The organism is Bacteroides graminisolvens DSM 19988 = JCM 15093 (genome assembly GCF_000428125.1).
Taxonomy (GTDB): Bacteria; Bacteroidota; Bacteroidia; order Bacteroidales; family Bacteroidaceae; genus Bacteroides; species Bacteroides graminisolvens.
This window is the reverse complement of sequence record NZ_ATZI01000001.1, coordinates 657,337-678,796: the sequence shown is the minus strand read 5'-3', so window position 1 is coordinate 678,796 and position 21,460 is coordinate 657,337. Positions and strand designations below refer to the sequence as shown.

Sequence of the window (21,460 nt, the reverse complement as noted above, 5' to 3'; positions counted from 1 at the left end):
GGAGGGTTTTTTTGTCTGTTCGTTTCTTCAGTAGAGGGAGGCATCACGCAGTCCGGCGTCTATTTTATTAGTATTCTAGGACGGTGCCGATGTCCGAAATTATGTTGCTGAGTTTTTTGTTTTGAGCTTTGAGGTGCTCTTGTCGGTTTGCGGGAGTCGGGGCATGTAAGCGTTGTTGCGCTGGGTCTGCTTTTTCTTGTTTTCCTCTGTACTTTTGGCGGTCTTGGCCGTCATGTATTTGTTCCGTTTGCTACACTCTTCTTTGCCGGTCGGCGCGTTGCTCGTTATGTTTGTGAGTTCCTGCGCTCCGCTTTGCGCGTCCGAGGCATGCTATTTTGTATGGGTTTTTTCTTTCGTCACCAGGCCTTTTTGCTTGCGTTTGTTGGGTAGCAGGCTTTCCCATTTGTTGTGCTCCCGTGTCTTATTGTTCGAATCTTTCGGTTTTTTAGGGGGCCCATTGGGTGATGTTGCATCTGTTGTAGGCCATTCGTTGGCTTAGATCTTCTCTTGTTTTATACTTGGGGTTGACCTCCTGATAGAGGCAGGTCTTTCCTTAGTTTTCTTCTTCATGGGTTTTTTTGTCGTTTATTTTTTCTTGGTTGTCTCTACCTTCTACTTCAGCATGACCTTTTTTATCGGACTTTGTTTTTCTGCTTTTGTTCGTAAGCTGATGATGTAGCACTGTGAGGGGTTTCTTCTCGGCGGCTTCTTTTCCTTTTTGTTTTTCGCGTTGACGGTTGGCTTGCGTGATGTGTTTTATTTCTGGGTATGTTTTTCGGTCGAGTTTCTTGTTTTTTCTTCGGAGTGTATTGAGACGTTGGACTGATTTTCATTGCCCTATTCTTTTTTTTAGGTTTTGAAAGTCGGCTCGTTCTTTTTGTTCTTTTCTTCCGAGGTTTCACCTGGCTTCTTTCGTTTTACTACTGTGCTCTTGTCTTCGTCGTCTTTTTGCTTTTGCCAGGTGGCTGGTTTGGCCATGGTCTTCTTCCAGTGGAAATGCGTCGTGGTTTTGACAGTGATGACTAGCTGTTTCGTGGCTCTTTTTGTTTCCGTTTCTGAGATGGTCACTTGAGGCATCCCTTCTTTGATTTCGGGCCTTTTATCGGCTTTATTTTGTTGCATCATGTCCTCTTTTCTCCTGTTGGGGGCTTCTTTCGGGTTCAGAGTTTGAGTATTTCTTTTCGTGTATCATGCTTTCTCTTTTACGTTTTTGCTTTTGTCCCTTCTGTTATTTTATTTTTTATTGAGGCGGGCTCTTTTTAGTCTGTTTATCTGGCCTTTTGCTGGTGCTTCCCTTGTTTGTTCGTTTAACTGTTGCTTTTCCGTCTCCGGATAGTTTTCGTTTTCTTTTCTTACTGGGTTATTTCGTTTTGTTTTTGGTCCATTTTTTTATTGTGCCCTGCTTTTCTTGCTTGTGTGCCGCAGCCGTCTGGTGTTGGTTTTTCTCTTTTTGGTTTACTTGTATTTCTTTGGGAGTCGGGTTGTTGTCAGTTCGTTCGTTGTACTCTTTCGCCTTGATGGGTTCTGTTTTTTGGGGTCTCGGTCCCTTTCCGTAATCTTTCTAGGGGCGAGTTTCGCTACTGGCTTCTTTTTTGCCTGTCATCCTCTTTGGGATGTCTTTTATTCTTGCTTCTTCTTTTTCCTTAGTTGTGCGCTGTGCGCTTGAGGGTCGCTTCCGTAGCAAGTTTGGTTTTTTTGTCCGGCTTTCCCCTTATTCTTTCCTTCCATCTGGTGCGTGTTTTTGGCGGTGTCTTTGGTCTGTTGAGGTATTCTCGTGCCCTCGATCATTTTCTTCGCTTGGTTGGCTCTTCTTTTCTCGGTTCTTGTCTGGTGCTCGCTGTTGCGCTTCCTGGACTGTCGGTTTCCGGTTCTGGCTTTCTTATCTTTTGGCCCCCGTGTGTGCGTGGGTTCGTTGTTTATTTGTAGCCTTGTTTTGATTTTATTCTTTATCTGCGGTTTTTTGGCTGGCATGTTTCACCGGGTGGGCAGGGGTTTCTGTTAGTTCTCGCTGACTGCAATTTTTTTTGTGGCGGTTGCTGGCGTGGGGTTTACGATTTTTAGTGTTTTTGATGTAGTCTTTTTTGGGCTGGGAATCACTATTTTGTCGTGCTCCTTTTTGATGCGTGCTTCCGTCACTCGTTCTTGTTTTTCTTAGCGGATTGTTTTGTTCCTCGTATTCTTGCTGCTCTTATGCTTCCCGTGCTTTTGCTTTCCCTTCGGTTTTGGTCCGGGTTCCTTCATCTGGTCTGTCTGGCTTTTGTTGTAATTTGTCGTACCGGTTTGATGGTTGTTATTCCATGCATTCTTGTTCGGCTTGGGGCTTTATGTCTGGGGGCAGTTGTTCTTTTTGTGGATTTTTCTTTTGTTCTTCTTGAATCTCTGTTTTGGTACCGTTGTTTCCGGCATTGCCGGTTTGTTATTTGTTGTTTCTTCTTTCGGTGTTGTTGTGTTGTTTTTGTGAGGTTCTTCTGTTCTGTGCGTTTTTTTTTTTGTGTATGGCCTTCGCCTTCTCCGTATTCGTTTTTTCTGGTTTAATCTGGGGTTTGGTTTCTTTGTATTTTATTTCTGACGGTTTGCCCTTGTGCTCCTGGTGATATTTGTCTTCGTTTGATGCTTCTTTGTGTAGCGCATTTGTTTTGTGGTGTTCCGTTTGTTGTTTGTTTTGTTGCCTCTGGTTCGCCGTATTTTCCATTTTTGCGTTCCGGGACTTTTTTGTGATTTTGTTCTTTTTTTTCGTTTGGCGAGTCTGTTTTCATTTTTGTTGTGTCATCTTTTTCTCTTTCTTCGATCTCGGATCCTTATCGTTGTGTGCTCTTGTTATTTTTGCAAGTTATAAGTGTGTGTTAGCTAATATTCGTTGTTTTTTTTTTATGGTATTTTTCTTTTATCTGTTTTTTTTTTTTGTATTTTTGCAGGATATGAAGCAGGACAAGCTGATGGTAGTATCTCGGCGCTCTTCTTTATTTTTTTTTTGATTTTATTTCTTATAATGTCTTCATGACTATGCTTAATGGGCTTTCGACTCTGAAGATATTTACTCGTACTTTGATATTTGTGAGCGGTGTTTTTTTTTTTGATTTGCCTTGCTCTCGTTTATTGTCTAGTTGCACCTGTTGGTTCTTCTTTTCGTGTTTGTCTTTGTCGCGGCTTATTGTAATTTTCTCGATATACTGTTTGTTTTTTCCTGTTTTTTTTGTGTTCTGGTAGGGGTTGTTTATTTTTCATTATTCTTGGGGTACGTCGATTTCCATCCTTATCTTTTTTACCTTCTCTTCTCATTTACATCTTATAGTTCTGTTTGTCACTTGGATTTTGTTGATTTTTATCTGCCTCTTTCTGCTTATGATGCGTTCGCCTCACTCATTTTGGATGCTTGGAATTTTTGTCTCGAGCTTGCTTCTTTTGCGTTTTAGTTGTTCCTTGTTTTCTGTTTGTTCGGGCTGCCCTTCATCTTGTATGTCTGTCTTTCGGCTCCTCTCTGCTTTGATCACTCTCCGACGGTTTTTGTCTCCTTTCTCGACGACTCGCTGCTTATTTTTTCGTTTCCAGTTGGTTCTGGGGGTCTTGTTTACGATCTGGTCGTTGTTTTTCTTTCTGTATGATCGTCTGAGCTTGTTTTGTTTGACATTCGGTTCCTTCTATTTCTTTGTTTTATTCGGTTTCACATCTATCGACCTTTGTACATTGTGCCTTTTGCAGATTTGTTTTGTTTATTAATGGCTCATTTTATTTGTGTTTTGCTTCGAGTAGTAGTTCTTACTCTTTTGTACTCTCTCTATCGTAAGGTTCTTGTTGGGGTCTAGCTTGTTTTCTTGCCGGAGTACGTATTGGTGAAGGTTTTGTTGTACTTATTGTCGTATTAATATGGTTCCTTTTTTCACATTTTTTTTTCATATCTAATTGGTTTTGCACCACCCTAGTTTTGTGTGGTGTATCATTTATACCGGTTTCTGTGTTTTTTTTGATCGTTTTTTTTAGGCGCTGCTCCATTCTCGTTTTCGTGGGCGCTTTTGGTGAATTTTTTCTCGCAGTTCCTTTTTGTCGTTTTTCTGAGGTCCTTTTTTTTAAGTTTGATCTATTCGGCTTCTTTTTTTCTGGCCTCTCTTTTTCTGTTTCTTTTGGCCTTTTTTTTCTGTGAATTTTTTATCTTGTTGCTGATCTATTTTTTTTCTCTGTTTTGGTTTGGTACCTCTCCGTGTCAGGGGTTGGTTTGAGTTCCTCAGTTTTGCTTTGATTGATTCCTTCTTTCGGATAGCGTTGTCCGTTTCTGTTATTTCCATTTCTTGGTGTTCTTTTGTCAGGCTTATGTTCACGGTTTGTTGTTTAGGTGTTAGGTTTTTTGTTTTTGAGAATACCTTTCTTTATCTTGTTTGTTCTTTGTTGAGATCCGGACTTATCCGATGTTTTTGTGGCACTTTCTATTGCATTTGCCTCTGTTTTTTTTTTTGCTGTGATTTTCTTTTTTCAGTTTTTGTTTGATGTGCTTCTTGGTGCTTTTGTCGTTTGGGAGTAGCGGTCTGTTTTCCTTTTTTCGGATGCGCCCAAAGATGAAGGTCTTTTTGTAGTTTGTAGTTTTTTTATTTTGTTTGATTGCTGTCCGTTTTCGTTTTTTTTAGATTTTGTTCGTTATCGTCGTCTTGCTTCTGAGGCTCTTTTTCTGTGGATCCGGTTGATTCATCTGTGGGATTTTTCTGGTCTTGTTCTTTTTTTGGAAATTATTTCTTTTTAGCTGTATTGTCTTGCTTCGTCCTCTTTTTTTTTTTGTTATTGTTTATCTATGTTTTTTGCATTTTTTTTTTTTTTTTTGTTCACTCAGGTTTGTAGTTATTCGTCTGGTGTTTTCTTAATCTCTTCGATTTTTTGTGAGTTTTTTTCTTGTTTGTTTTTTTATTTCTCATGTTCCGTCCTGTTTCTTTTTTTGTCTAGGGTTGCGGTTCTGTGGTGATGTTGTTGTTTTTTGCTTTTTGTGGATGTGTTCTGTGGGTTTTATCAGTGCTTTTCTTCGTCACTGGTTCATGAATCTGTTTTTTGTATCGCGGATTTATTAACTCTTTTTGCTATGGGCTGGTTTACCTCTCTTCTTTCGCTTTGTTGGGCGATTATACTGTGCTTTTTATTGTGTAGTTCGCTGTATAACTTGATTGATTTTCAGCTGAATCGATTTGGGTCTTTTCTTCCCCTTGTTTAAGTGGCTTTCTGTTTGGGTATTTTTTCCTTTTTTTTTATTGTTATTGTTTCCCTTTTTGTTTAGTGGGTTCTGTAATGCATAGCTGTGGTGCATGTTGTTTCTTTGTGGATTGCTCAACTACGGATTGCGCTTGCCTTGTGTCGATTTCTGTCTCCCGGCGAGTTTGTCTTTGTTTTGGATCTTTGCGTGGTTCGTTTTCGGGTTTTGCACCAAGTCCTGCAACTTTTAGTACAGGCTGCTTTCAATTCCTTTTATTTCCGCCTTTCTGGTGTGAGTATAGTCCATCCGTTTGGAGGCATGTGGATTGGCCCGTCGGCTGATAACGGTCCTTGTGTTTTTGTCCATGCTATCGGATCGTCTTTTTCGCGCGCTGTGGTGATCTTCATTAGTTCGGCCGGCTGTTGGTGTGTTGTTTTTTATTTTTATATGTGTGTGGTCTTTTCGGTATATTTCATTGGGTTGATTTTGGGTGTTTGCCGAATGTTTCTGTTTTGCTTGGCTTGTTTTTTTCTGTGTTTTCCGGAGATTTCCCATTTGGTTCCGGGTTTTCTGGATGAGATGTTTTTTAATCTGTTCTGGTTACTGAGTATGCTCGAGCGTTTGGTTGGCTGTGTGTATCCCAGCTTGTCTATTCCCTTTTTGTAAGTGTTTTTTAAATTGTTTGCTTTCAGTCATACTTGCTACGTGTTGGATTTATTGGTTTCGGTTTCGTTTTATTTTGGTGCTGTTATGTCACAGTTTTGATGTCTTTTTGCCGCTTTTCAGTATGTTTCTGCAGGCTTTTCGGATCGTGTTTTGCAGGCTTTTATGTATGCTTTTTTTTGGGCTCGAGCGCATTTTGATGGCTTTTGCCGACGAAACGAATTAATCGGATTGTGGGTTGCCGCTATTTATACGTGGTTGTATGGTTCTTTTCTTTTTTCTGATGTGTTTTTCTGGTGGGCCTCTGTGTTTTCCCTCTGTGTTTGATACTGTGATTTTTTGTGATTGGGGCTGTGTTCTGCATGTCCGGCGTTTGCCGTTCCTTGTTGGGTTTCCGTTTTTGTAGTGTTACTCTTTATTTGGTTCTCTTGTGGTTTCTCTGTTATTGCTTCGGTTGTTTTCTGATCGTGGGTCCTTGTTTTGTGCTTGCTTGCTTCTTTTGGGTCTTCATTGTGCTGTGTTGCGGATTTTTTTTTTTTTTTTTCTTTCTGTAGCAAATCCGCTTTCTTTTTCTGTGGCAGTTTATCGTTTTTTTTTGCTGCTGAGGGGTTGTTTTTGTTTCGGGGGTGTGTTTTCACGGGTATTTGCGACTATTTATGTCCCGGCTTTCGTATTTTGTGTTCTTTGCTGGGGCGGCTTTCTTCTTTTTCCTGTTTCGTTACTGTTTTGGTGATACAGAGCCTGATTCCCTTAGCTCCCTGTTTATCGGCTTGTGGTTTTGTTATTTCTGTTCTTCGTGGTTTGTTGGTGGGCTGTTCTCTTGTTGGGTAACAGGCTACGGTGTTAGTAAATTTTGCCTCAAATTCTTGAGACTACTGTTCTTTTTCCCCCGGGGTGTCGTCTGCATCCAAGGCAATTGCTTTTATTTGGTCTGTTTTTCTTTCTGCTTTGTTTTCTTTATTTGTTGGCATATTGGTCGATCGATTAGAGCTGTTCTTACGTGACTGATGTCCTTATATTCTCTTTGCTTGTTTTAGGTATTATCTTAGTTTCGCTTCTAGGCTCGGTTTCCGCAGCTGTGTTTTTCTTTACTTTTTTGTTGAACATGTATTTATTATGTGTTTTCATCTTCGTTTTCTGGCTGCTCCTTCTGCCTGTTTTGGTAGTACCTTTGGGTCTGGTTAAATTTTTGTTTTTCGAATCAACGTGTTTTGCGTTGGTTTTTTTTTTCCTAGGTTTTTGCGATTTAGTCTGTTCATTAGTTGGTATTGGGTTTTTTGTCTGTTTATGTAATTTTCAGGCAGTAGCCTTTGTTGGTGCCTCTTGTTTCTTGTCTTTGTGTTTTTCTTCTTTTCTATCACAGGCTCGCGTATTTATCGATGTTATTTTGGGTGAACTAGTTTTCCTGTTTTTTTCAATTTGTCTGAGTGCTTCTTTTCGTCTTGTATCTTCTGCTACGTCTTTATTTGTTTCGCTGCTTGCTTTTCCGATCTCTGTATTCCTTGTGTTGTTCAGTTTAGCGATGGTTTTTTTCTTAGGCTTTGCCTTTATGAGTCTGTTCATTTTTTTGTTTTCCTAGTTCGACTATGTCTTTTTATTAGTTTTTTATACAATTTGAACCACTGTCGTCCATACTTTTCCAGTCCTTTGTTTACGGTATGTTTTTGTTGACTCCCGTTTTTTTTATCGATATTTATTGTCGTTTTATTCTTTTCTTAAACATTTATTCGTTTCTATTTTGTTCCTCATTAATTCGTTTTTTGAATAGAGCTTTGTATTTTTTCGTGTTTTACTGGTGTCTGCATTATTGCTGTGTGGTTCACGATGGTACTGTTTACGAATCTTTTGTGATAACCAAGTTCTGTTGCCCACGTAGTAGAACTAATTTTACAAATTCGCCCTTTTGCATCATGAATCAGAGGAATCTTGTCAAGAGCAGTTTTATATATTATTAACGGGTAAACTGGGGAGCAACAAGGAGCGGCAAGACTTTGGTAAAACATAACCAACTTTTTCAAAAACATAACCGACTTTTTCAAAAAGATAACGAGCAATTTTAAATCATAAACCGTCTTTTGAGTCATGAGAAACCGTCTCTTCGCCGTAAGACGGTTTCTCAGGAGCCTTTTGCTACCGTGCAAACTGGCGCGAGACACCGTGTAAATGCAATCATAAACCGCTAAGACATAAAAAAAGGCAAGAGTATGAGCTCCTGCCTTTGCGCCTATAATAATTTGAATATACTATAAGATTATAGGTACAAAGATAATACATTATCCTGTCAATTCCAAATCATTGTGGTTATTTTATCAGGTTATTATTAGGGCACAAACTGCGGAGTTTCGACGAGTTATGAAGTCGCTTTCTGCCGTTTTTAATCAAAAAGCACTCGGAATAGCTCAAACGTCGTCGCTTTTTTAGTTAAATTGGAGTTAATGAATCTATAGTCTTAGTTAAAAGTGATAGATAGTGAGGGTAATACTGCCTATTTAGTGGTAGACATATTTTACTATCACTACCCCGAAACGCCTTTCAGCAAATAGTTTTAGCAAGTTAGTGAGGGTAAGTGAGGGTAAACCACACTTTTTTATCTCTGGGAGAAGGGCTTAGAAATACACAAAGGAAATCTCTACGCTTTTTAAAACGAGGCAAACAATCAATATTCTGTATAACAAAAAACAGAAGTGGCCGCGTTACCACAACGCAGCCACCATCCAACAAAAACTAATTAAGAATAATGCAATTTATTTGGAGAATAGCAGTTCCCTGTATTTAGGCAACGGCCATATCTCATCGTCGACTTCAAGTTCCAGATGATCCACATGATCACGGATTTGCTCAAAGTACGGTCTGACGTTCTCTTCATAAGAAAAAGCTTTTTCTTCCTGACTGCTCAAATGATTGGCTGTTTTACGAGCTTCAATCATTTCACGAACCAGTCTTTTTATTTCGGTTACCCTGCGTGATATTTCACGAATCAACTCCTTGCGGTCGTGGCTCAACTCGTTGAACTCTTCCTCGGAGAATACTTCTTTCATTCCGCGCAGGTTATCTAGTAATCTGTTTTGATAGGTAATAGCAGTTGGCACAATGTGGTTGATGGCCAAATCGCCCAACACGCGGCTTTCTATCTGTACTTTCATGGTGTACTTTTCCAATTCCACTTCTACCCTGCTTGCCAACTCGTTTTCGTTGAACACTTTCTCACCGAGCAATACTTTGCGGGCTTGTTCGTCGTTGTACTTCATCAACGCTTCGGGCACATGGCAGATGTTGGTCAATCCGCGACGGGCAGCTTCCTGCTTCCATTCATCCGAATAGCCATCACCTTCAAAGCGGATCGCTTTTGAAGCCAGAATATTTTCTTTCAGTATGCGGAAGATGGCCTCATCACGTCCCACTCCGGCATCAATCAGCTTGTCTACCGCTGCTTTAAACTCATTCAGTTGATGAGCCATTGCGGCGTTAATGGCAATCATGGCAGCCGCACAGTTCGACGAAGAGCCTGCCGCACGGAACTCGAAACGGTTTCCGGTGAAGGCGAAAGGCGAAGTGCGGTTACGGTCGGTATTGTCGAGCAAAATCTCGGGAATACGACCGATGCCTAGTTTAAGAATCGTCTTTTCTTCGGGTGTCATCTTGGTATTGCCGGCTTGTTCAACCTGCTCAACCAACTCATCGAGCTTATTGGTAAGGTGCTTCCCTAAGAAAATGGAAAGAATGGCGGGCGGTGCTTCATTGGCTCCCAAGCGATAGCAGTTGCTGGCACTGGAGATTGACGCACGAAGCAGGTCTTGATTCTTATAAACCATCATCAGCACGTTGACAATAAAGGTAATGAAAAGCATATTGCCTTTCGGATTTTTACCGGGTGCAAAGAGGTTGATGCCGTTGTCTGTACAAAGCGACCAGTTGCAGTGCTTACCGGAACCGTTAATGCCGCTGAAAGGCTTTTCGTGAAACAATACGTTAAATTTGTGTTTCTGAGCAATGCGTTTCATCAAATCCATGACCAACTGGTTATGGTCATTCGCTATGTTGGCATTCTCAAAGATGGGCGCCAACTCAAACTGATTGGGCGCTACTTCGTTGTGGCGGGTTTTAACCGGAATACCTAATTTGTGGCACTCCAGTTCCAGTTCTTTCATAAAGGCGGTTACGCGGGGTGGTATAGAACCAAAATAATGATCTTCCAACTGCTGATCCTTAGCCGACGAGTGTCCCATCAGCGTTCTGCCGGTCAGACAAAGGTCGGGACGGGCGTTAAACAGGGCACTGTCTACCAAGAAATATTCTTGTTCCCAACCCAAGTTGGTATAAACACGGGCTATGTTTTTATCGAATAGCTGACATACATCGGTTGCCGCCTTATCAACAGCTGCCAAAGCCTTAAGCAGTGGTGTTTTATAATCGAGTGCATCACCCGTATACGATATAAATACGGTAGGAATACACAAAGTAGAATCAACAATAAATGCCGGAGAAGAGACGTCCCAAGCGGTGTAGCCACGCGCTTCGAATGTATTTCGTATTCCTCCGTTTGGAAAGGAAGAAGCATCGGGTTCTTGCTGAATAAGCAGCTTGCCCGAGAAGCGTTCAATCACTTCGGTGTCATCACCAAACTCAATAAAACCGTCATGTTTTTCGGCTGTTCCGTCGGTTAGTGGCTGAAACCAGTGTGTGTAGTGAGTTACATTGAAACTTTTAGCCCAGCTTTTCATGCCGTTAGCAATCAAGTCGGCCATTTCACGACTAATGGGGGTACCTTTCTCTACAGCATTCAGCACGGCGTTGAACGCTTCACGAGGAAGGTATTCCTGCATCTTTTTACGGTCGAACACGTGTGACGCATAGTAGTCAGACAGTTTGTTCGATGGATTGGTTACCTCTGCGGGTTTTCTGTTTGCCAGCTCTTGAAGAGCAAAAAAACGCATTTTAGACATATAGGGTCTCTTTTTTATTGGTTGTTGCCGCAAAATTATATGTTTTTCCCAATACACCCCTAATTTTTAGGGGGTTATTTTTATAAATACATAAATTTAATAGAGAACACCCCCTAAAAACAACCCACGACATCTCATTGACATATAAATATGTAATTACCATGCTTGGGGAACTATTTATCATCATAAAATAACTTTTTATGTTTTTTTAGTTGGATATAATGAATCTATCTTCTATCTTTGGCCGAAACATATAATTATTTTTGTTTAACCTATTGCATGTCATTGTAGTATGAAAAAAATAGCTCTCATACTTTTACTTCTCGCCGGCGGATGGAAACTATCCGCTCAAGAGCCGTCTGGCAATGGGTTAGTAGCTGCAAGTGGTTTCAAGAGTTCCTTCCTGATTATTGGCAATACTCCCAATGAGAATATGGCAGAAACCGGTGCTGATATTCGAATTTATTCCAATCCTAAAACTGATCGTATCTGCATAAAAGCCGAATCTTGTATTAAATCCATCTACATATCCGACACAAACGGACGTTTGGTACTGGTTAACAAGCCCATGGTAGCGGGCGAAATTACCATACCGATGAACGGCCTCAAGAACGGAGTCTATCTGGTTCGCGTTAACTCAGAAAAAGGATGCATGGCTTATACATTCAACAAGTTATAAGGATGTTGAATCGTTAAAATTGCAGTTACATAGAACCATTCTAACTTAAAAGCGTTACTTTTGCAGTAGATTTCAATAAGAGGGGTGCCTTAATAAAACGGGCTGAGATCATACCCATTAACCTGATCCGGATAATGCCGGCGGAGGGATAAAATAGAAAAGTCCCCTTTTCTGTTTAATTTAATTTTTTATTTAAAATGAAAAAGAGAGCTTTAATGCTGGTCGGGATAGCTATTTCCGGCTCCATGAGTTTTGCACAGAAAGTACAAAACGACAGTCTCAAACAAGTGAACCTCCAGGAAGTGGAGATTGTATCAACGCGTGCCACCGCCAAAACACCGATGGCTTTTACAAACATCAGTAAAGACCAAATAAGTAAGCAGAACTCGGGTGTAGATATTCCCTATCTGCTGAGTCTGACACCTTCCGTTCTTACCACCTCGGATGCAGGAGCGGGTATCGGGTATACATCGTTACGTATTCGCGGAACGGACGGTACACGTATCAACGTAACGGCCAACGGTATTCCCATGAATGACGCCGAGAGCCACACCGTGTTTTGGGTGAACATGCCCGACTTTGCATCTTCACTTAAAGATATTCAGGTGCAACGTGGTGCCGGATCGTCAACAAACGGTGCCGGAGCTTTTGGCGGTAGTGTAAGCATGCAAACCGAAGGGGTTTCCATGCAGCCGTATGCGGAATTTAATGGTGCGTATGGTTCATTCAATACGCACAAGGAAACCGTAAAAGTGGGCACGGGACTAATCAATAAGCATTTTGCTTTCGATGCACGTTTATCGAACATCGGAACCGATGGCTACATTGATAGAGCTTCGGTGGATTTGTATTCGTACTTCCTTCAGGGAGCATATTTCACTGATAACACGTTAATCAAACTGATTACTTTCAGCGGATTGGAGAAAACATATCATGCTTGGTATTATGCTTCGAAAGAGGATATGAAGAAATACGGACGCCGCTACAATCCTGCCGGAGCTTATACAGATGCCAATGGTAAAGCGGCTTATTATGATGATCAGACCGACAATTATCATCAAACGCATTACCAGTTATTGGTTAATCACACGATTTCTCCTTCGTGGAGTTTGAACGGAGGTTTGCATTACACTCCCGGTAATGGGTATTATCAGGAATACAAAACCGGACGAAAGTTAGTTGAATACGGACTGAAGCCATACATCGTAGATGGAGTAACAATAGAAAAAAGCGATTTGATACGTCAAAAGAAGATGGACAATGACTTTTACGGGGCTATCTTTTCGCTCAATTATAAAACGGATCAGCTGAATGCTGTTCTTGGCGGAGGATGGAATAAGTATGACGGTGATCACTTCGGAAAGGTTACTTGGGTAAGGAACTACGTCGGTGCATTGGACCCGGAACAGGAGTATTATCGTAATAACGGGAAAAAGACCGACGGGAATCTGTATTTGAAGGCTGATTACAGTCTCAATAAACACCTCAGCTTGTATGGTGACGTACAGTATCGTCACATCAATTACCAGATAAAAGGAGCAAATGATAACTGGGATTGGAATACGGCAGCAATGCAGAAACTAAATGTTGATGAAACATTCGATTTCTTGAACCCAAAAGCTGGTATCAACTGGCAAATCAATCAGAACAACCGGGCTTATGCTTCATTCTCTGTTGCTCAGAAGGAGCCAACCCGTAACAATTATACGGATGGTAAAGCAGCTGAACATCCCCAAGCGGAACGTTTGCTCGATTATGAATTGGGATACACCTTTGCTAACAGCTGGCTCACCGCAGGTGCTAACTTGTACTACATGGATTACAAGGATCAGTTGGTACTGACCGGCGAACAGAATGAGATAGGAGAACCAATGGCAGCCAATGTACCCAACAGTTACCGAATGGGTGTTGAGCTAATGCTGGGAGTGAAATTAGGTAAATATCTACGATGGGACATCAACGGAACGTTAAGCAAAAACCGGGTACAAAACTTTACCGAGCTATTGTACGAAAACGAAGAAAAGAATCCTATTGAGATAAAACACGGCGATACACCAATTGCCTTTTCACCTGATTTGATTCTAAATAATTTGTTCAGCTTCAACTATAAGAACCTGGAAGCCGGTTTGCAATCACAATACGTGAGCAAACAATACATGAGTAATGCCAAACAGGATGAGCACATTCTTGATGCCTATTTTGTAAGTAACCTGAATGTGGCTTATCGTTTCAAACTGGCTCACACCAAATCGGCCAGTGTAGGTTTTACCATCTACAACTTATTCAACGAAGAGTATGAAAACAATGGGTATGCAGGTAGCGGATATTATATGGATAACAACCAAGCCATACGTTACAACTACGCAGGTTATGCAGCTCAGGCGGGTACTAACGTAATGGCCAACTTAACTCTTCGTTTTTAATGGACTACCTTGAAATAGCAGGAACGGTTATCGGCTTACTCTACTTATGGCTGGAGTATAAAGCCAGTATTTATTTATGGATAGCAGGCGTCATCATGCCTGCTATCTATATCTTTGTTTATTACGAGGCGGGACTGTATGCCGACTCAGGCATTAATGTGTATTACTTGCTGGCAGCTGTTTACGGATGGATTATCTGGCAACAGGGCGGAGGTAATAAAAAAGAGCTACCTGTAACGTATACACCGCTACGTGTGTACTTACCACTTGCATTGGTTTTTGTAGTAGCATTCTGGGTTATCGGATGGATTTTGGTGAATTTCACTGACAGCACGGTTCCCTGGCTGGATAGTTTCACCACCGCACTCAGCATTGTAGGCATGTGGCTGCTGGCAAGAAAGTATGTGGAACAATGGTTGGCTTGGATTGCTGTTGATGTGGTAAGCTGTGGATTGTACGTTTACAAAGGACTTGATTTTACGGCTTTTCTGTACGGTCTTTACGCAGTTATAGCTATCTTTGGCTACTTTAAATGGAAGAAAATGATTTTAGCATGAAATACTATCCTTTACTTCGTAGCCATTCAGCCATTGAAACAGTTATTCTGGCCAATGGCGAGTATCCTTCTCATCCGCTTCCGGTCGGATTGTTGCAGCAGGCAAGCTTTGTAGTTTGTTGTGACGGTGCAGCGGACGACTATATCTGCCGTGGCAACACCCCCTCTATTATAATTGGAGACGGTGATTCCATATCGCCCGAAAATCGTGAACGGTTCAAAGAGATACTTATCACGAGTGCTGACCAGGAAACAAATGATCAGACAAAGGCGGTCGCTTATTGCCTGCAACAGCAAAGGAATCATCTTCTGATTCTTGGAGCTACCGGCAAGCGCGAAGATCACACGCTAGGAAACATCAGTCTGCTAATGGATTACATGCATTTGGGGGCGGATGTACAAATGGCTACCGATTACGGTGTATTCACCCCGGTTCAGGGTGATGCTTGTTTTGAGTGTGTACCCGGTGAGCAGATCTCTCTCATTAACTTTGGCGCAACAGGCATTAAAGGTGAAGGATTGGTATACCCGCTCAGCGATTTCAGTAACTGGTGGCAAGGAACTTTGAACCAAACAACTGGCGATAGCTTTACCATACAGGCTAAAGGGGAATATCTTATTTTCCGCACCTATTAAGCAGACTATTTAAAGGCTACAATGGTTTTCCTAAAACCAGCATGGAACGGAAAGCGAATGATAGCAGTCCGATAAGACAAAGCAGAAGGCCTGAAATGATAAACATATTACTCAATCCGATGGCATCTGCTATGGCTCCGGCAGCCACCAGCCCGATCATGGATGGCAATAGAGCCAGACTGAGGTAAACGGAGAAAATCCGTCCGAGTATATGGGGTGGTATTTGTATCTGAATAACAGTAATAAAGCATGCGTTATAGATGCTACCCGCTACTCCGCCTGCCAAAGTAAGGAACACAAACGTCCAGAAACCGCTTTCGGGTAATATGCCTGAAAAGTAAAAGCTTAACCCGATCAGTACATACATCAGATTGATAAGGATGACTTTATTTGTTTTAATAGAGAATACGCCCATCACCGCACCACCCAACAACATACCTGCACCCCAAGCAACCTCAACGACACTCATCTGAAAAGCATCTCCCGAAAAGTGCTTCAATGTCATCAAAGGGAAAAGGACTGCTACCGGCATAATGACAAAGGTAGATAAGACCGAAAACAGTACCAGTGGTGTGATGCCTTTTATCTTTTTTACGATGTGTAGTGCTTCTTTTAATTCGATCCAGATACCGGTGCGTTTATTTTCGTCCTGCTCGGGATTGGGCATGCGGACGAAAAGGAGTGATAAGCATGCCATCAAAGCTCCTCCTACATCCAACAACAAAATATAGCTAATGTCCATCAGTCCGATAAACAAAGCTCCCAAAGCCGGACCGGCAATGTTACACACCGATTCGAGCATCTGGTTTATACCGGCAATACGGCCCAGCTGATCGGCAGGTGCCAATAGAGGAATAGAGGCTTGCATAGCAGGCATGTGAAAAGCTGATCCGACAGAACGCAAAGCCAACAGTACATAGATATGCCAGATTTCGGCCATATTCAGGAAGAAAAGCATCGCAAGAAGGAGTGTACAAAATGCAATGAAAGAATCGGCTGCAATCATGGTTCGTTTCCTGTCCCACCGATCAATATAGACTCCCGCAACCAAACCAATAACCGATTGGGGAAGCAAGGCGGCCAAAGCTGATAAAGCCAATACTTCAGCTGAACCTGTTTCAAAGCTTAGCCATAAAATTAATGCAAAACTAACGATAGAGCTACTTAGAATGGAGAATAATTGCCCCGTCCATATAATGCCAAATACATTTTTCCAGTTACTCATACCTGCTAGTCATAAAAAAATCTCGCCCGGCAATATGCCGAACGAGATTCCAAAGATATTTGATTTGTGCTTAAAGTTTCAATAAATAAGCTTTAAAATCTGCAAATTCTTTACTCAACGGCAAGCTTTGCTTTTCTCCTTTCATAAATTCCTGCAACTTGGCGGGAATAGTTACCTTGTCGGCAATGATGTCCTCTACTGTTTCAAGGAACTTGGCCGGATGAGCTGTTTCCAGAAATACGCCGACTTCTCCTTCCTTTAATCCCTCTTTCAAAGCACGGAAGCCACATGCTCCGTGCGGATCAAGTAAATAACCCGTTTGCAGATAAGTGGTTTTCACCGTTTCACGAATTTGCTCATCAGTATAGGTGGTTCCCGAAATATCACGGCAGATAGCTTCGTGAGATTCTTGATACAGATCGAGTACACGAGCAAAGTTACTGGGATCACCCACATCCATTGCATTGGCTATCGTAGCAACCGACGGACGAGGGTTGTATTTTCCGGTTTGCAGATACTGGTAGAATATATCGTTCTTGTTGTTGGCTGCAATGAAGCGAGACACAGGCAAGCCCATCTGCTTTCCAAACAAGCCGGCCGTAATATTACCAAAGTTACCACTTGGCACACATACCACAACCTTTTTATTGTCTGCTTGTCCCATCTTTTTCAGTTGCGCATAAGCATAGAAATAGTAGAATGCCTGCGGTAGGAAGCGAGCCACATTGATGGAGTTGGCCGAGGTAAGCAACAAGTGATCGTTCAGTTCTTTATCCATAAAAGCCGATTTCACCAGTGCCTGGCAATCGTCAAACGTACCGTCAACTTCCAGAGCAGTGATATTTTGTCCCAATGTAGTAAACTGCTTCTCTTGTATTTCACTTACTTTTCCTTTGGGGTAAAGCACGTAAACGTGAATGCCTTCTACACCGAGGAAGCCATTAGCCACTGCACTGCCGGTATCTCCCGAAGTGGCAACCAATACGTTCACATCTTTCTGACCTTCTTTGCGGATAAAGTAGCTCAATAACCGGGCCATAAAACGACCGCCAACATCCTTGAAAGCAAGAGTGGGTCCGTGAAACAACTCAAGCGAATAGATGTTTTCTTCCACCTTCACCAAAGGAACATCAAAATTGAGCGTATCGTACACAATGTCCTTCAATGTGTCTGCCGGAATGTCTTCACCAAAAAAGGCATCAGCTACACGATAGGCTATCTCCTGAAAAGACAGGTCTTCAATGTGATCGTAGAAACTTGATGGAAGAGCTTTGATCGCTTCGGGCATGAAAAGTCCGCGGTCTGAAGCCAATCCTTTCACTACCGCTTCTTGCAAGGAAACCGACTGACTTTGTTTATTTGTACTGTAATATTTCATAGCTGTTATTTGTTTGCAAGCATAAACGTTTTCATAAATTCATCCTCCTTCAACAATCCGTAGCTTCCTTCACAAGCAGCCACTTCATCATAAGTCTGCACGCTGTCGGCTTCAATTCCCGGATACCAAATCAAGAAAGGAATCGGATCTTTAGTGTGTGTTCTAAGTTCGCAGGGAGTAGGGTGATCGGGTAAGACGGCAATCACAACAGGTTCATCCCAGTCTTTAACAGCTTCGTAAATGGGTCCGACTGCCCGACTATCCAAATTCTCAATCGTTTTAATTTTCAAGTCCACATCTCCTTCGTGGCCGGCCTCATCACTGGCCTCAATGTGAAGATAAACAAAGTCGTCCTTTTTCAAAGCATCCAGTGCAGCAGCCACTTTGTTTTCGTAGTTTGTATCGTACAAACCGGTTGCCCCTTCTACCTCCAATCGGCGAAGTCCGGCATAATAACCAATCCCCCGAATCAGGTCGACCGCCGAGATAACCGCTCCCGACTTTATACCGGGAAAAGTGTCCGACAATGTTTCCATTTGAGGACGGTAACCCGGCGACCATGGCCAGATACTGTTAGCCGGATCCTTGCCATCCGCTATTCGTTTCTGGTTGATCGGGTGGCTTTTCAAAAGTTCCTGAGACTTCAAGATCAGCTCGTTAATCAACGAAGCCGTATCTTCAGCCTCTGCCTGCAAAGGTTTTACCAGTAGCGGGCGGAACGGTTGCAACGGCACATCATGAGGCGGTGTGCAGTCTAACTGCTTATTTCCACCTTTGATAACCAATAGATGCCTGTAAGAGACTCCGGTATGAAAGCACACCTTGTCACTCCCCAACTCTTCCTGCAAATATTGAATAAGCACATCAGCCTCTTCCGTCGAAATATGACCGGAAGAGTGGTTTTTAATAACCTCTCCATCTATGCAGATCAGGTTACAGCGCATGGCCATCTCTCCCGGTTTGAGATCAATACCAATACTTGCCGCTTCAAGTGCTCCCCTGCCCTCGTACACTTTAGGCAGGTTGTAACCCAGAACTGATAAGTTAGCCACTTCGCTGCCCGGATGGAAGCCATCGGCTACGGTTTGCAGCCTACCGTTGCGTCCCATCCGGGCGAGCATGTCCATATAAGGCGTCTTCGCATATTGCAGGAGCGTCTTGTCTCCCAGAGACTTCACAGGCCAGTCGGCCATGCCATCTCCCAATATAATAATATGTTTCATCTCATTAAACATTAGCTATACTCATAATATCTGCAAATACGCCGGCCGCTGTAACGCCTGCACCGGCACCATATCCGCGAATCATCATCGGATATTCTTTATATCTTTCCGTTGTCAGTAAGATGATGTTGTTGCTTCCCTCCAGTCCGTAGAACGGATGAGAAGCATCGACTTCCTGCAAACCAACAGACGCTTTGCCATCTTCCAAACGGGCTACGAAACACCAATGTTTCTTCTCGCTTTCAAGCAACTTGCGTTGTGCTTCAAAGTTGGCGTCAAGCGTGGAAACCCGTTTCCAAAAGTCATCCAGCGAGCCTTCAAAATATTCGGCAGGTACAAACAGGTGTTTTTCCACATCCTCCTGTTCCAAACGATAACCCGCCTCACGCCCTAAGATCACTAATTTGCGAATAACATCTTTACCGCTCAAATCAATGCGGGGATCGGGTTCGGAGTAGCCTTCTTCTTTCGCCATCTGAATGGCTTTGCTGAAAGGAATATCAGCACTGATCTTATTAAAGATGTAGTTGAGTGTACCCGAAAGAACCGCCTCAATCTTTAATATTTTATCACCGCTATTGATTAAATCATTGATCGTATTGATAATAGGCAATCCGGCTCCCACATTGGTTTCGAAAAGGAACTTTACTCCCCTGTGACGTGCCACTTGCTTAAGTTCACGGTAATTGTCATATTTCGAAGAAGCCGCAATTTTATTAGCAGCCACCACCGATATATTGTGTTGCAGGAAGTCTTTGTATAAAGCTGCAACTTCAGCATTAGCCGTACAATCAACAAATACCGAATTGAAAATATTCATTTTTATCACCTCATCGTGAAATATCTTGGGAGAGTTCTTGATACCCTTCTCTTTCAGTTCAACACGATAATTGGAAAGGTCTAGCCCTTCTCGGCGAAACATAGCAAATGAACTATTGGCTATACCCACCACATTCAGTTTCAACCCGTTTTCCTGCATCAACTTCTGTTGCTGGCAACGTATTTGTTCGATAAGACTATCACCTACAGTACCTATTCCACAGATAAACAGGTTCAAAACCTGATATTCGGAAAGGAAAAAAGAATCATGAATCACATTCAGTGATTTGCGCAGCGATTTGGATTCGACTACGAACGAAATATTGGTTTCCGAGGCTCCTTGTGCACAAGCAATCACATTGATACCGTTACGTCCTAACGTACCAAATAGTTTACCCGCAATACCGGGGGTGTGTTTCATATTCTCACCGACAATGGCTACGGTAGCCAAATCTTTCTCAGCGCATACGTGACCAATTTCGCCCATTTCAATTTCTTTGGCAAACTCTTCGTTTAATACCTCACAAGCTAAATCGGCATCGGCATTTCGCACACCGATAGAGGTACTATTCTCCGAAGAGGCCTGAGATACCAGAAACACACTGATTCCACTCTTTGCGAGAACTTTGAAGATGCGATAGTTTACACCGATCACTCCAACCATTCCCAAGCCTTGCACAGTAATAAGACTTGTATCGTTAATGGAAGAAATACCCTTAATGGCCTTACCTAGCGGACTGCTCACTTGTTGTTTGATGATAGTACCAACTGCTTCGGGGTTGAATGTATTCTTTATCAGAATAGGAATGTTTTTGTGACAAACCGGATAAATTGTTGGTGGATAAACCACTTTGGCTCCGAAGTTACACAGTTCGGTTGCCTCCACATAACTCAGTTCGGTTATTGTATAGGCAGTACTGATCACGCGAGGGTCGGCAGTCATGAAGCCGTCAACGTCTGTCCATATCTCCAGACCCGAAGCGTCAAGCGCAGCAGCAATGATAGCAGCCGTATAATCAGAACCTCCACGTCCTAAGTTAGTTACATCACCAGTCACCTTGTCGGACGAGATAAAGCCGGGAACCAATGACACGTTGGGTAATACTTTAAACGTTTCTTTAATCAATTTATTGGTAAGTTCCGCATCAAGCATGTGTCGTGCATGTTTTCTTTCGGTTTTAACGAAGCTACGCGAATCAAACCATACCGCATCCTGAATTAATGCTGCCACTATAATAGAAGAAAGCCTCTCACCGTAGCTGACAATCATATCAGAAGTTTTCGGAGAGAGGTCTTTTATAAGGTAGATACCCTGAAAGATATCTTTTAATTCATTAAGAAGTTCACCCACACGGCGCTGCAAATCCTGCTGCTGCTCTCCGGACGGAATAACGGCTTTTATCATTTCCACATGGCGGAATACAATTTCGCGGAACTCTCCTTCATAACGAGAATCACCGGCAGAAGCCATTTTAGAAGTATTGATTAATTGGTCGGTCACACCACCCAATGCTGAAACGATCACGATTACAGGCTCTTCTGCTGCCTCTACTATTTTCTTTACGCTTAAAATGCTGTTCACGGAACCTACGGATGTTCCGCCGAATTTCATTACTTTCATGAAGATGCTAATTTAAGTACACTAATTCCCTCAAAAGGAAATTCAATGACGATTAAAATAAGATTTATTGAAATTGCCTGCTATTGCAAGCGTGTATCACGTAGAAACACAAATACTATCCCTAACC

At 42.3% G+C, this 21,460-nt stretch carries 17 protein-coding genes and 1 riboswitch; of the genes, 4 read left to right on the top strand and 13 right to left on the bottom strand.

Annotated features, from left to right (window positions below; genetic code table 11):
• Nucleotides 1–849: 849 nt before the first annotated feature.
• The 9 genes from C511_RS0102740 to C511_RS0102690 form a co-directional block, all read right to left on the bottom strand.
• A complete protein-coding gene (locus C511_RS0102740) occupies nucleotides 850–1,125 on the bottom strand; it encodes a hypothetical protein (RefSeq protein WP_027317747.1) in 276 nt (91 codons plus the stop codon).
• 495 nt (nucleotides 1,126–1,620) lie between these two features.
• A complete protein-coding gene (locus C511_RS0102735) occupies nucleotides 1,621–1,971 on the bottom strand; it encodes a hypothetical protein (protein ID WP_027317746.1) in 351 nt (116 codons plus the stop codon).
• A 560-nt stretch (nucleotides 1,972–2,531) separates the two neighbouring features.
• Nucleotides 2,532–2,756 (bottom strand): hypothetical protein, encoded by a 225-nt coding sequence (locus tag C511_RS17675; protein ID WP_154657450.1) that lies wholly within the window; start codon nucleotides 2,754–2,756, stop codon nucleotides 2,532–2,534.
• A gap of 337 nt (nucleotides 2,757–3,093) precedes the next feature.
• Nucleotides 3,094–3,279 (bottom strand): hypothetical protein, encoded by a 186-nt coding sequence (locus C511_RS16040; protein WP_034781276.1) that lies wholly within the window; start codon nucleotides 3,277–3,279, stop codon nucleotides 3,094–3,096.
• A gap of 785 nt (nucleotides 3,280–4,064) precedes the next feature.
• Nucleotides 4,065–4,280, bottom strand: coding sequence for a hypothetical protein (locus C511_RS0102720; protein ID WP_034781273.1), 216 nt, complete (start codon nucleotides 4,278–4,280; stop codon nucleotides 4,065–4,067).
• Between the two features lie 1,159 nt (nucleotides 4,281–5,439).
• On the bottom strand, nucleotides 5,440–5,574 hold the full coding sequence (locus tag C511_RS18405) for a hypothetical protein (RefSeq protein WP_262482317.1): 135 nt from the start codon (nucleotides 5,572–5,574) through the stop codon (nucleotides 5,440–5,442).
• Nucleotides 5,575–6,078: 504 nt separating this feature from the next.
• The gene (locus C511_RS0102705; protein WP_154657449.1) at nucleotides 6,079–6,387 is read right to left on the bottom strand and encodes a hypothetical protein; all 309 of its coding nucleotides are present in this window, start codon (nucleotides 6,385–6,387) and stop codon (nucleotides 6,079–6,081) included.
• A 739-nt stretch (nucleotides 6,388–7,126) separates the two neighbouring features.
• Entirely contained in the window at nucleotides 7,127–7,393 is a 267-nt protein-coding gene (locus C511_RS0102700; protein WP_027317740.1) for a hypothetical protein, read from the bottom strand.
• A gap of 1,181 nt (nucleotides 7,394–8,574) precedes the next feature.
• Nucleotides 8,575–10,773: a glutamine synthetase III family protein gene (locus tag C511_RS0102690; protein WP_024995822.1), complete on the bottom strand. Its 2,199-nt coding sequence runs from the start codon at nucleotides 10,771–10,773 to the stop codon at nucleotides 8,575–8,577.
• Between the two features lie 292 nt (nucleotides 10,774–11,065).
• Here C511_RS0102690 and C511_RS0102685 point away from each other — a divergent pair, with 292 nt between their 5' ends.
• The 4 genes from C511_RS0102685 (at nucleotide 11,066) to C511_RS0102670 (ending at nucleotide 15,067) form a co-directional block, all read left to right on the top strand.
• Complete coding sequence (locus C511_RS0102685) at nucleotides 11,066–11,452, top strand: T9SS type A sorting domain-containing protein (RefSeq protein WP_024995821.1); 387 nt, start codon at nucleotides 11,066–11,068, stop codon at nucleotides 11,450–11,452.
• A gap of 70 nt (nucleotides 11,453–11,522) precedes the next feature.
• A riboswitch (TPP riboswitch) is annotated at nucleotides 11,523–11,618 on the top strand.
• 31 nt (nucleotides 11,619–11,649) lie between these two features.
• Nucleotides 11,650–13,875 carry a TonB-dependent receptor gene (locus C511_RS0102680; RefSeq protein ID WP_024995820.1) on the top strand — a complete coding sequence of 742 codons (2,226 nt, stop codon included), beginning with the start codon at nucleotides 11,650–11,652 and terminating at the stop codon, nucleotides 13,873–13,875.
• Nucleotides 13,875–14,432, top strand: coding sequence for a nicotinamide riboside transporter PnuC (gene pnuC / locus C511_RS0102675; protein ID WP_024995819.1), 558 nt, complete (start codon nucleotides 13,875–13,877; stop codon nucleotides 14,430–14,432). The genes C511_RS0102680 and pnuC overlap by 1 nt, the downstream gene beginning before the upstream one ends.
• Complete coding sequence (locus C511_RS0102670) at nucleotides 14,429–15,067, top strand: thiamine diphosphokinase (RefSeq protein WP_226992440.1); 639 nt, start codon at nucleotides 14,429–14,431, stop codon at nucleotides 15,065–15,067. The genes pnuC and C511_RS0102670 overlap by 4 nt, the downstream gene beginning before the upstream one ends.
• 16 nt (nucleotides 15,068–15,083) lie before the next feature.
• Here C511_RS0102670 and C511_RS0102665 read toward each other — a convergent pair whose 3' ends face one another.
• The 4 genes from C511_RS0102665 to thrA all read right to left on the bottom strand — a co-directional run bounded on the left by C511_RS0102665 (nucleotide 15,084) and on the right by thrA (nucleotide 21,333).
• Nucleotides 15,084–16,292: an MFS transporter gene (locus tag C511_RS0102665; protein WP_024995817.1), complete on the bottom strand. Its 1,209-nt coding sequence runs from the start codon at nucleotides 16,290–16,292 to the stop codon at nucleotides 15,084–15,086.
• Between the two features lie 70 nt (nucleotides 16,293–16,362).
• A complete protein-coding gene (thrC, locus tag C511_RS0102660; RefSeq protein ID WP_027317737.1) occupies nucleotides 16,363–17,670 on the bottom strand; it encodes a threonine synthase in 1,308 nt (435 codons plus the stop codon).
• Nucleotides 17,671–17,675: 5 nt separating this feature from the next.
• A complete protein-coding gene (locus C511_RS0102655) occupies nucleotides 17,676–18,893 on the bottom strand; it encodes a cofactor-independent phosphoglycerate mutase (protein ID WP_024995816.1) in 1,218 nt (405 codons plus the stop codon).
• Between the two features lie 4 nt (nucleotides 18,894–18,897).
• The gene (gene thrA, locus C511_RS0102650) at nucleotides 18,898–21,333 is read right to left on the bottom strand and encodes a bifunctional aspartate kinase/homoserine dehydrogenase I (protein ID WP_024995815.1); all 2,436 of its coding nucleotides are present in this window, start codon (nucleotides 21,331–21,333) and stop codon (nucleotides 18,898–18,900) included.
• Nucleotides 21,334–21,460 lie beyond the last annotated feature (127 nt).

What these genes read in the sequence shown, in the direction of transcription:
- C511_RS0102740 (WP_027317747.1), bottom strand. Translation starts at nt 1,125, where the DNA reads ATGATGCAACAAAATAAAGCCGATAAAAGGCCCGAAATCAAAGAAGGG.
- C511_RS0102735 (WP_027317746.1), bottom strand. Translation starts at nt 1,971, where the DNA reads ATGCCAGCCAAAAAACCGCAGATAAAGAATAAAATCAAAACAAGGCTA.
- C511_RS17675 (WP_154657450.1), bottom strand. Translation starts at nt 2,756, where the DNA reads ATGAAAACAGACTCGCCAAACGAAAAAAAAGAACAAAATCACAAAAAA.
- C511_RS16040 (WP_034781276.1), bottom strand. Translation starts at nt 3,279, where the DNA reads ATGAGAAGAGAAGGTAAAAAAGATAAGGATGGAAATCGACGTACCCCA.
- C511_RS0102720 (WP_034781273.1), bottom strand. Translation starts at nt 4,280, where the DNA reads ATGGAAATAACAGAAACGGACAACGCTATCCGAAAGAAGGAATCAATC.
- C511_RS18405 (WP_262482317.1), bottom strand. Translation starts at nt 5,574, where the DNA reads ATGAAGATCACCACAGCGCGCGAAAAAGACGATCCGATAGCATGGACA.
- C511_RS0102700 (WP_027317740.1), bottom strand. Translation starts at nt 7,393, where the DNA reads ATGAACAGACTCATAAAGGCAAAGCCTAAGAAAAAAACCATCGCTAAA.
- C511_RS0102690 (WP_024995822.1), bottom strand. Translation starts at nt 10,773, where the DNA reads ATGTCTAAAATGCGTTTTTTTGCTCTTCAAGAGCTGGCAAACAGAAAA.
- C511_RS0102685 (WP_024995821.1), top strand. Translation starts at nt 11,066, where the DNA reads ATGAAAAAAATAGCTCTCATACTTTTACTTCTCGCCGGCGGATGGAAA.
- C511_RS0102680 (WP_024995820.1), top strand. Translation starts at nt 11,650, where the DNA reads ATGAAAAAGAGAGCTTTAATGCTGGTCGGGATAGCTATTTCCGGCTCC.
- pnuC (WP_024995819.1), top strand. Translation starts at nt 13,875, where the DNA reads ATGGACTACCTTGAAATAGCAGGAACGGTTATCGGCTTACTCTACTTA.
- C511_RS0102670 (WP_226992440.1), top strand. Translation starts at nt 14,429, where the DNA reads ATGAAATACTATCCTTTACTTCGTAGCCATTCAGCCATTGAAACAGTT.
- C511_RS0102665 (WP_024995817.1), bottom strand. Translation starts at nt 16,292, where the DNA reads ATGAGTAACTGGAAAAATGTATTTGGCATTATATGGACGGGGCAATTA.
- thrC (WP_027317737.1), bottom strand. Translation starts at nt 17,670, where the DNA reads ATGAAATATTACAGTACAAATAAACAAAGTCAGTCGGTTTCCTTGCAA.
- C511_RS0102655 (WP_024995816.1), bottom strand. Translation starts at nt 18,893, where the DNA reads ATGAAACATATTATTATATTGGGAGATGGCATGGCCGACTGGCCTGTG.
- thrA (WP_024995815.1), bottom strand. Translation starts at nt 21,333, where the DNA reads ATGAAAGTAATGAAATTCGGCGGAACATCCGTAGGTTCCGTGAACAGC.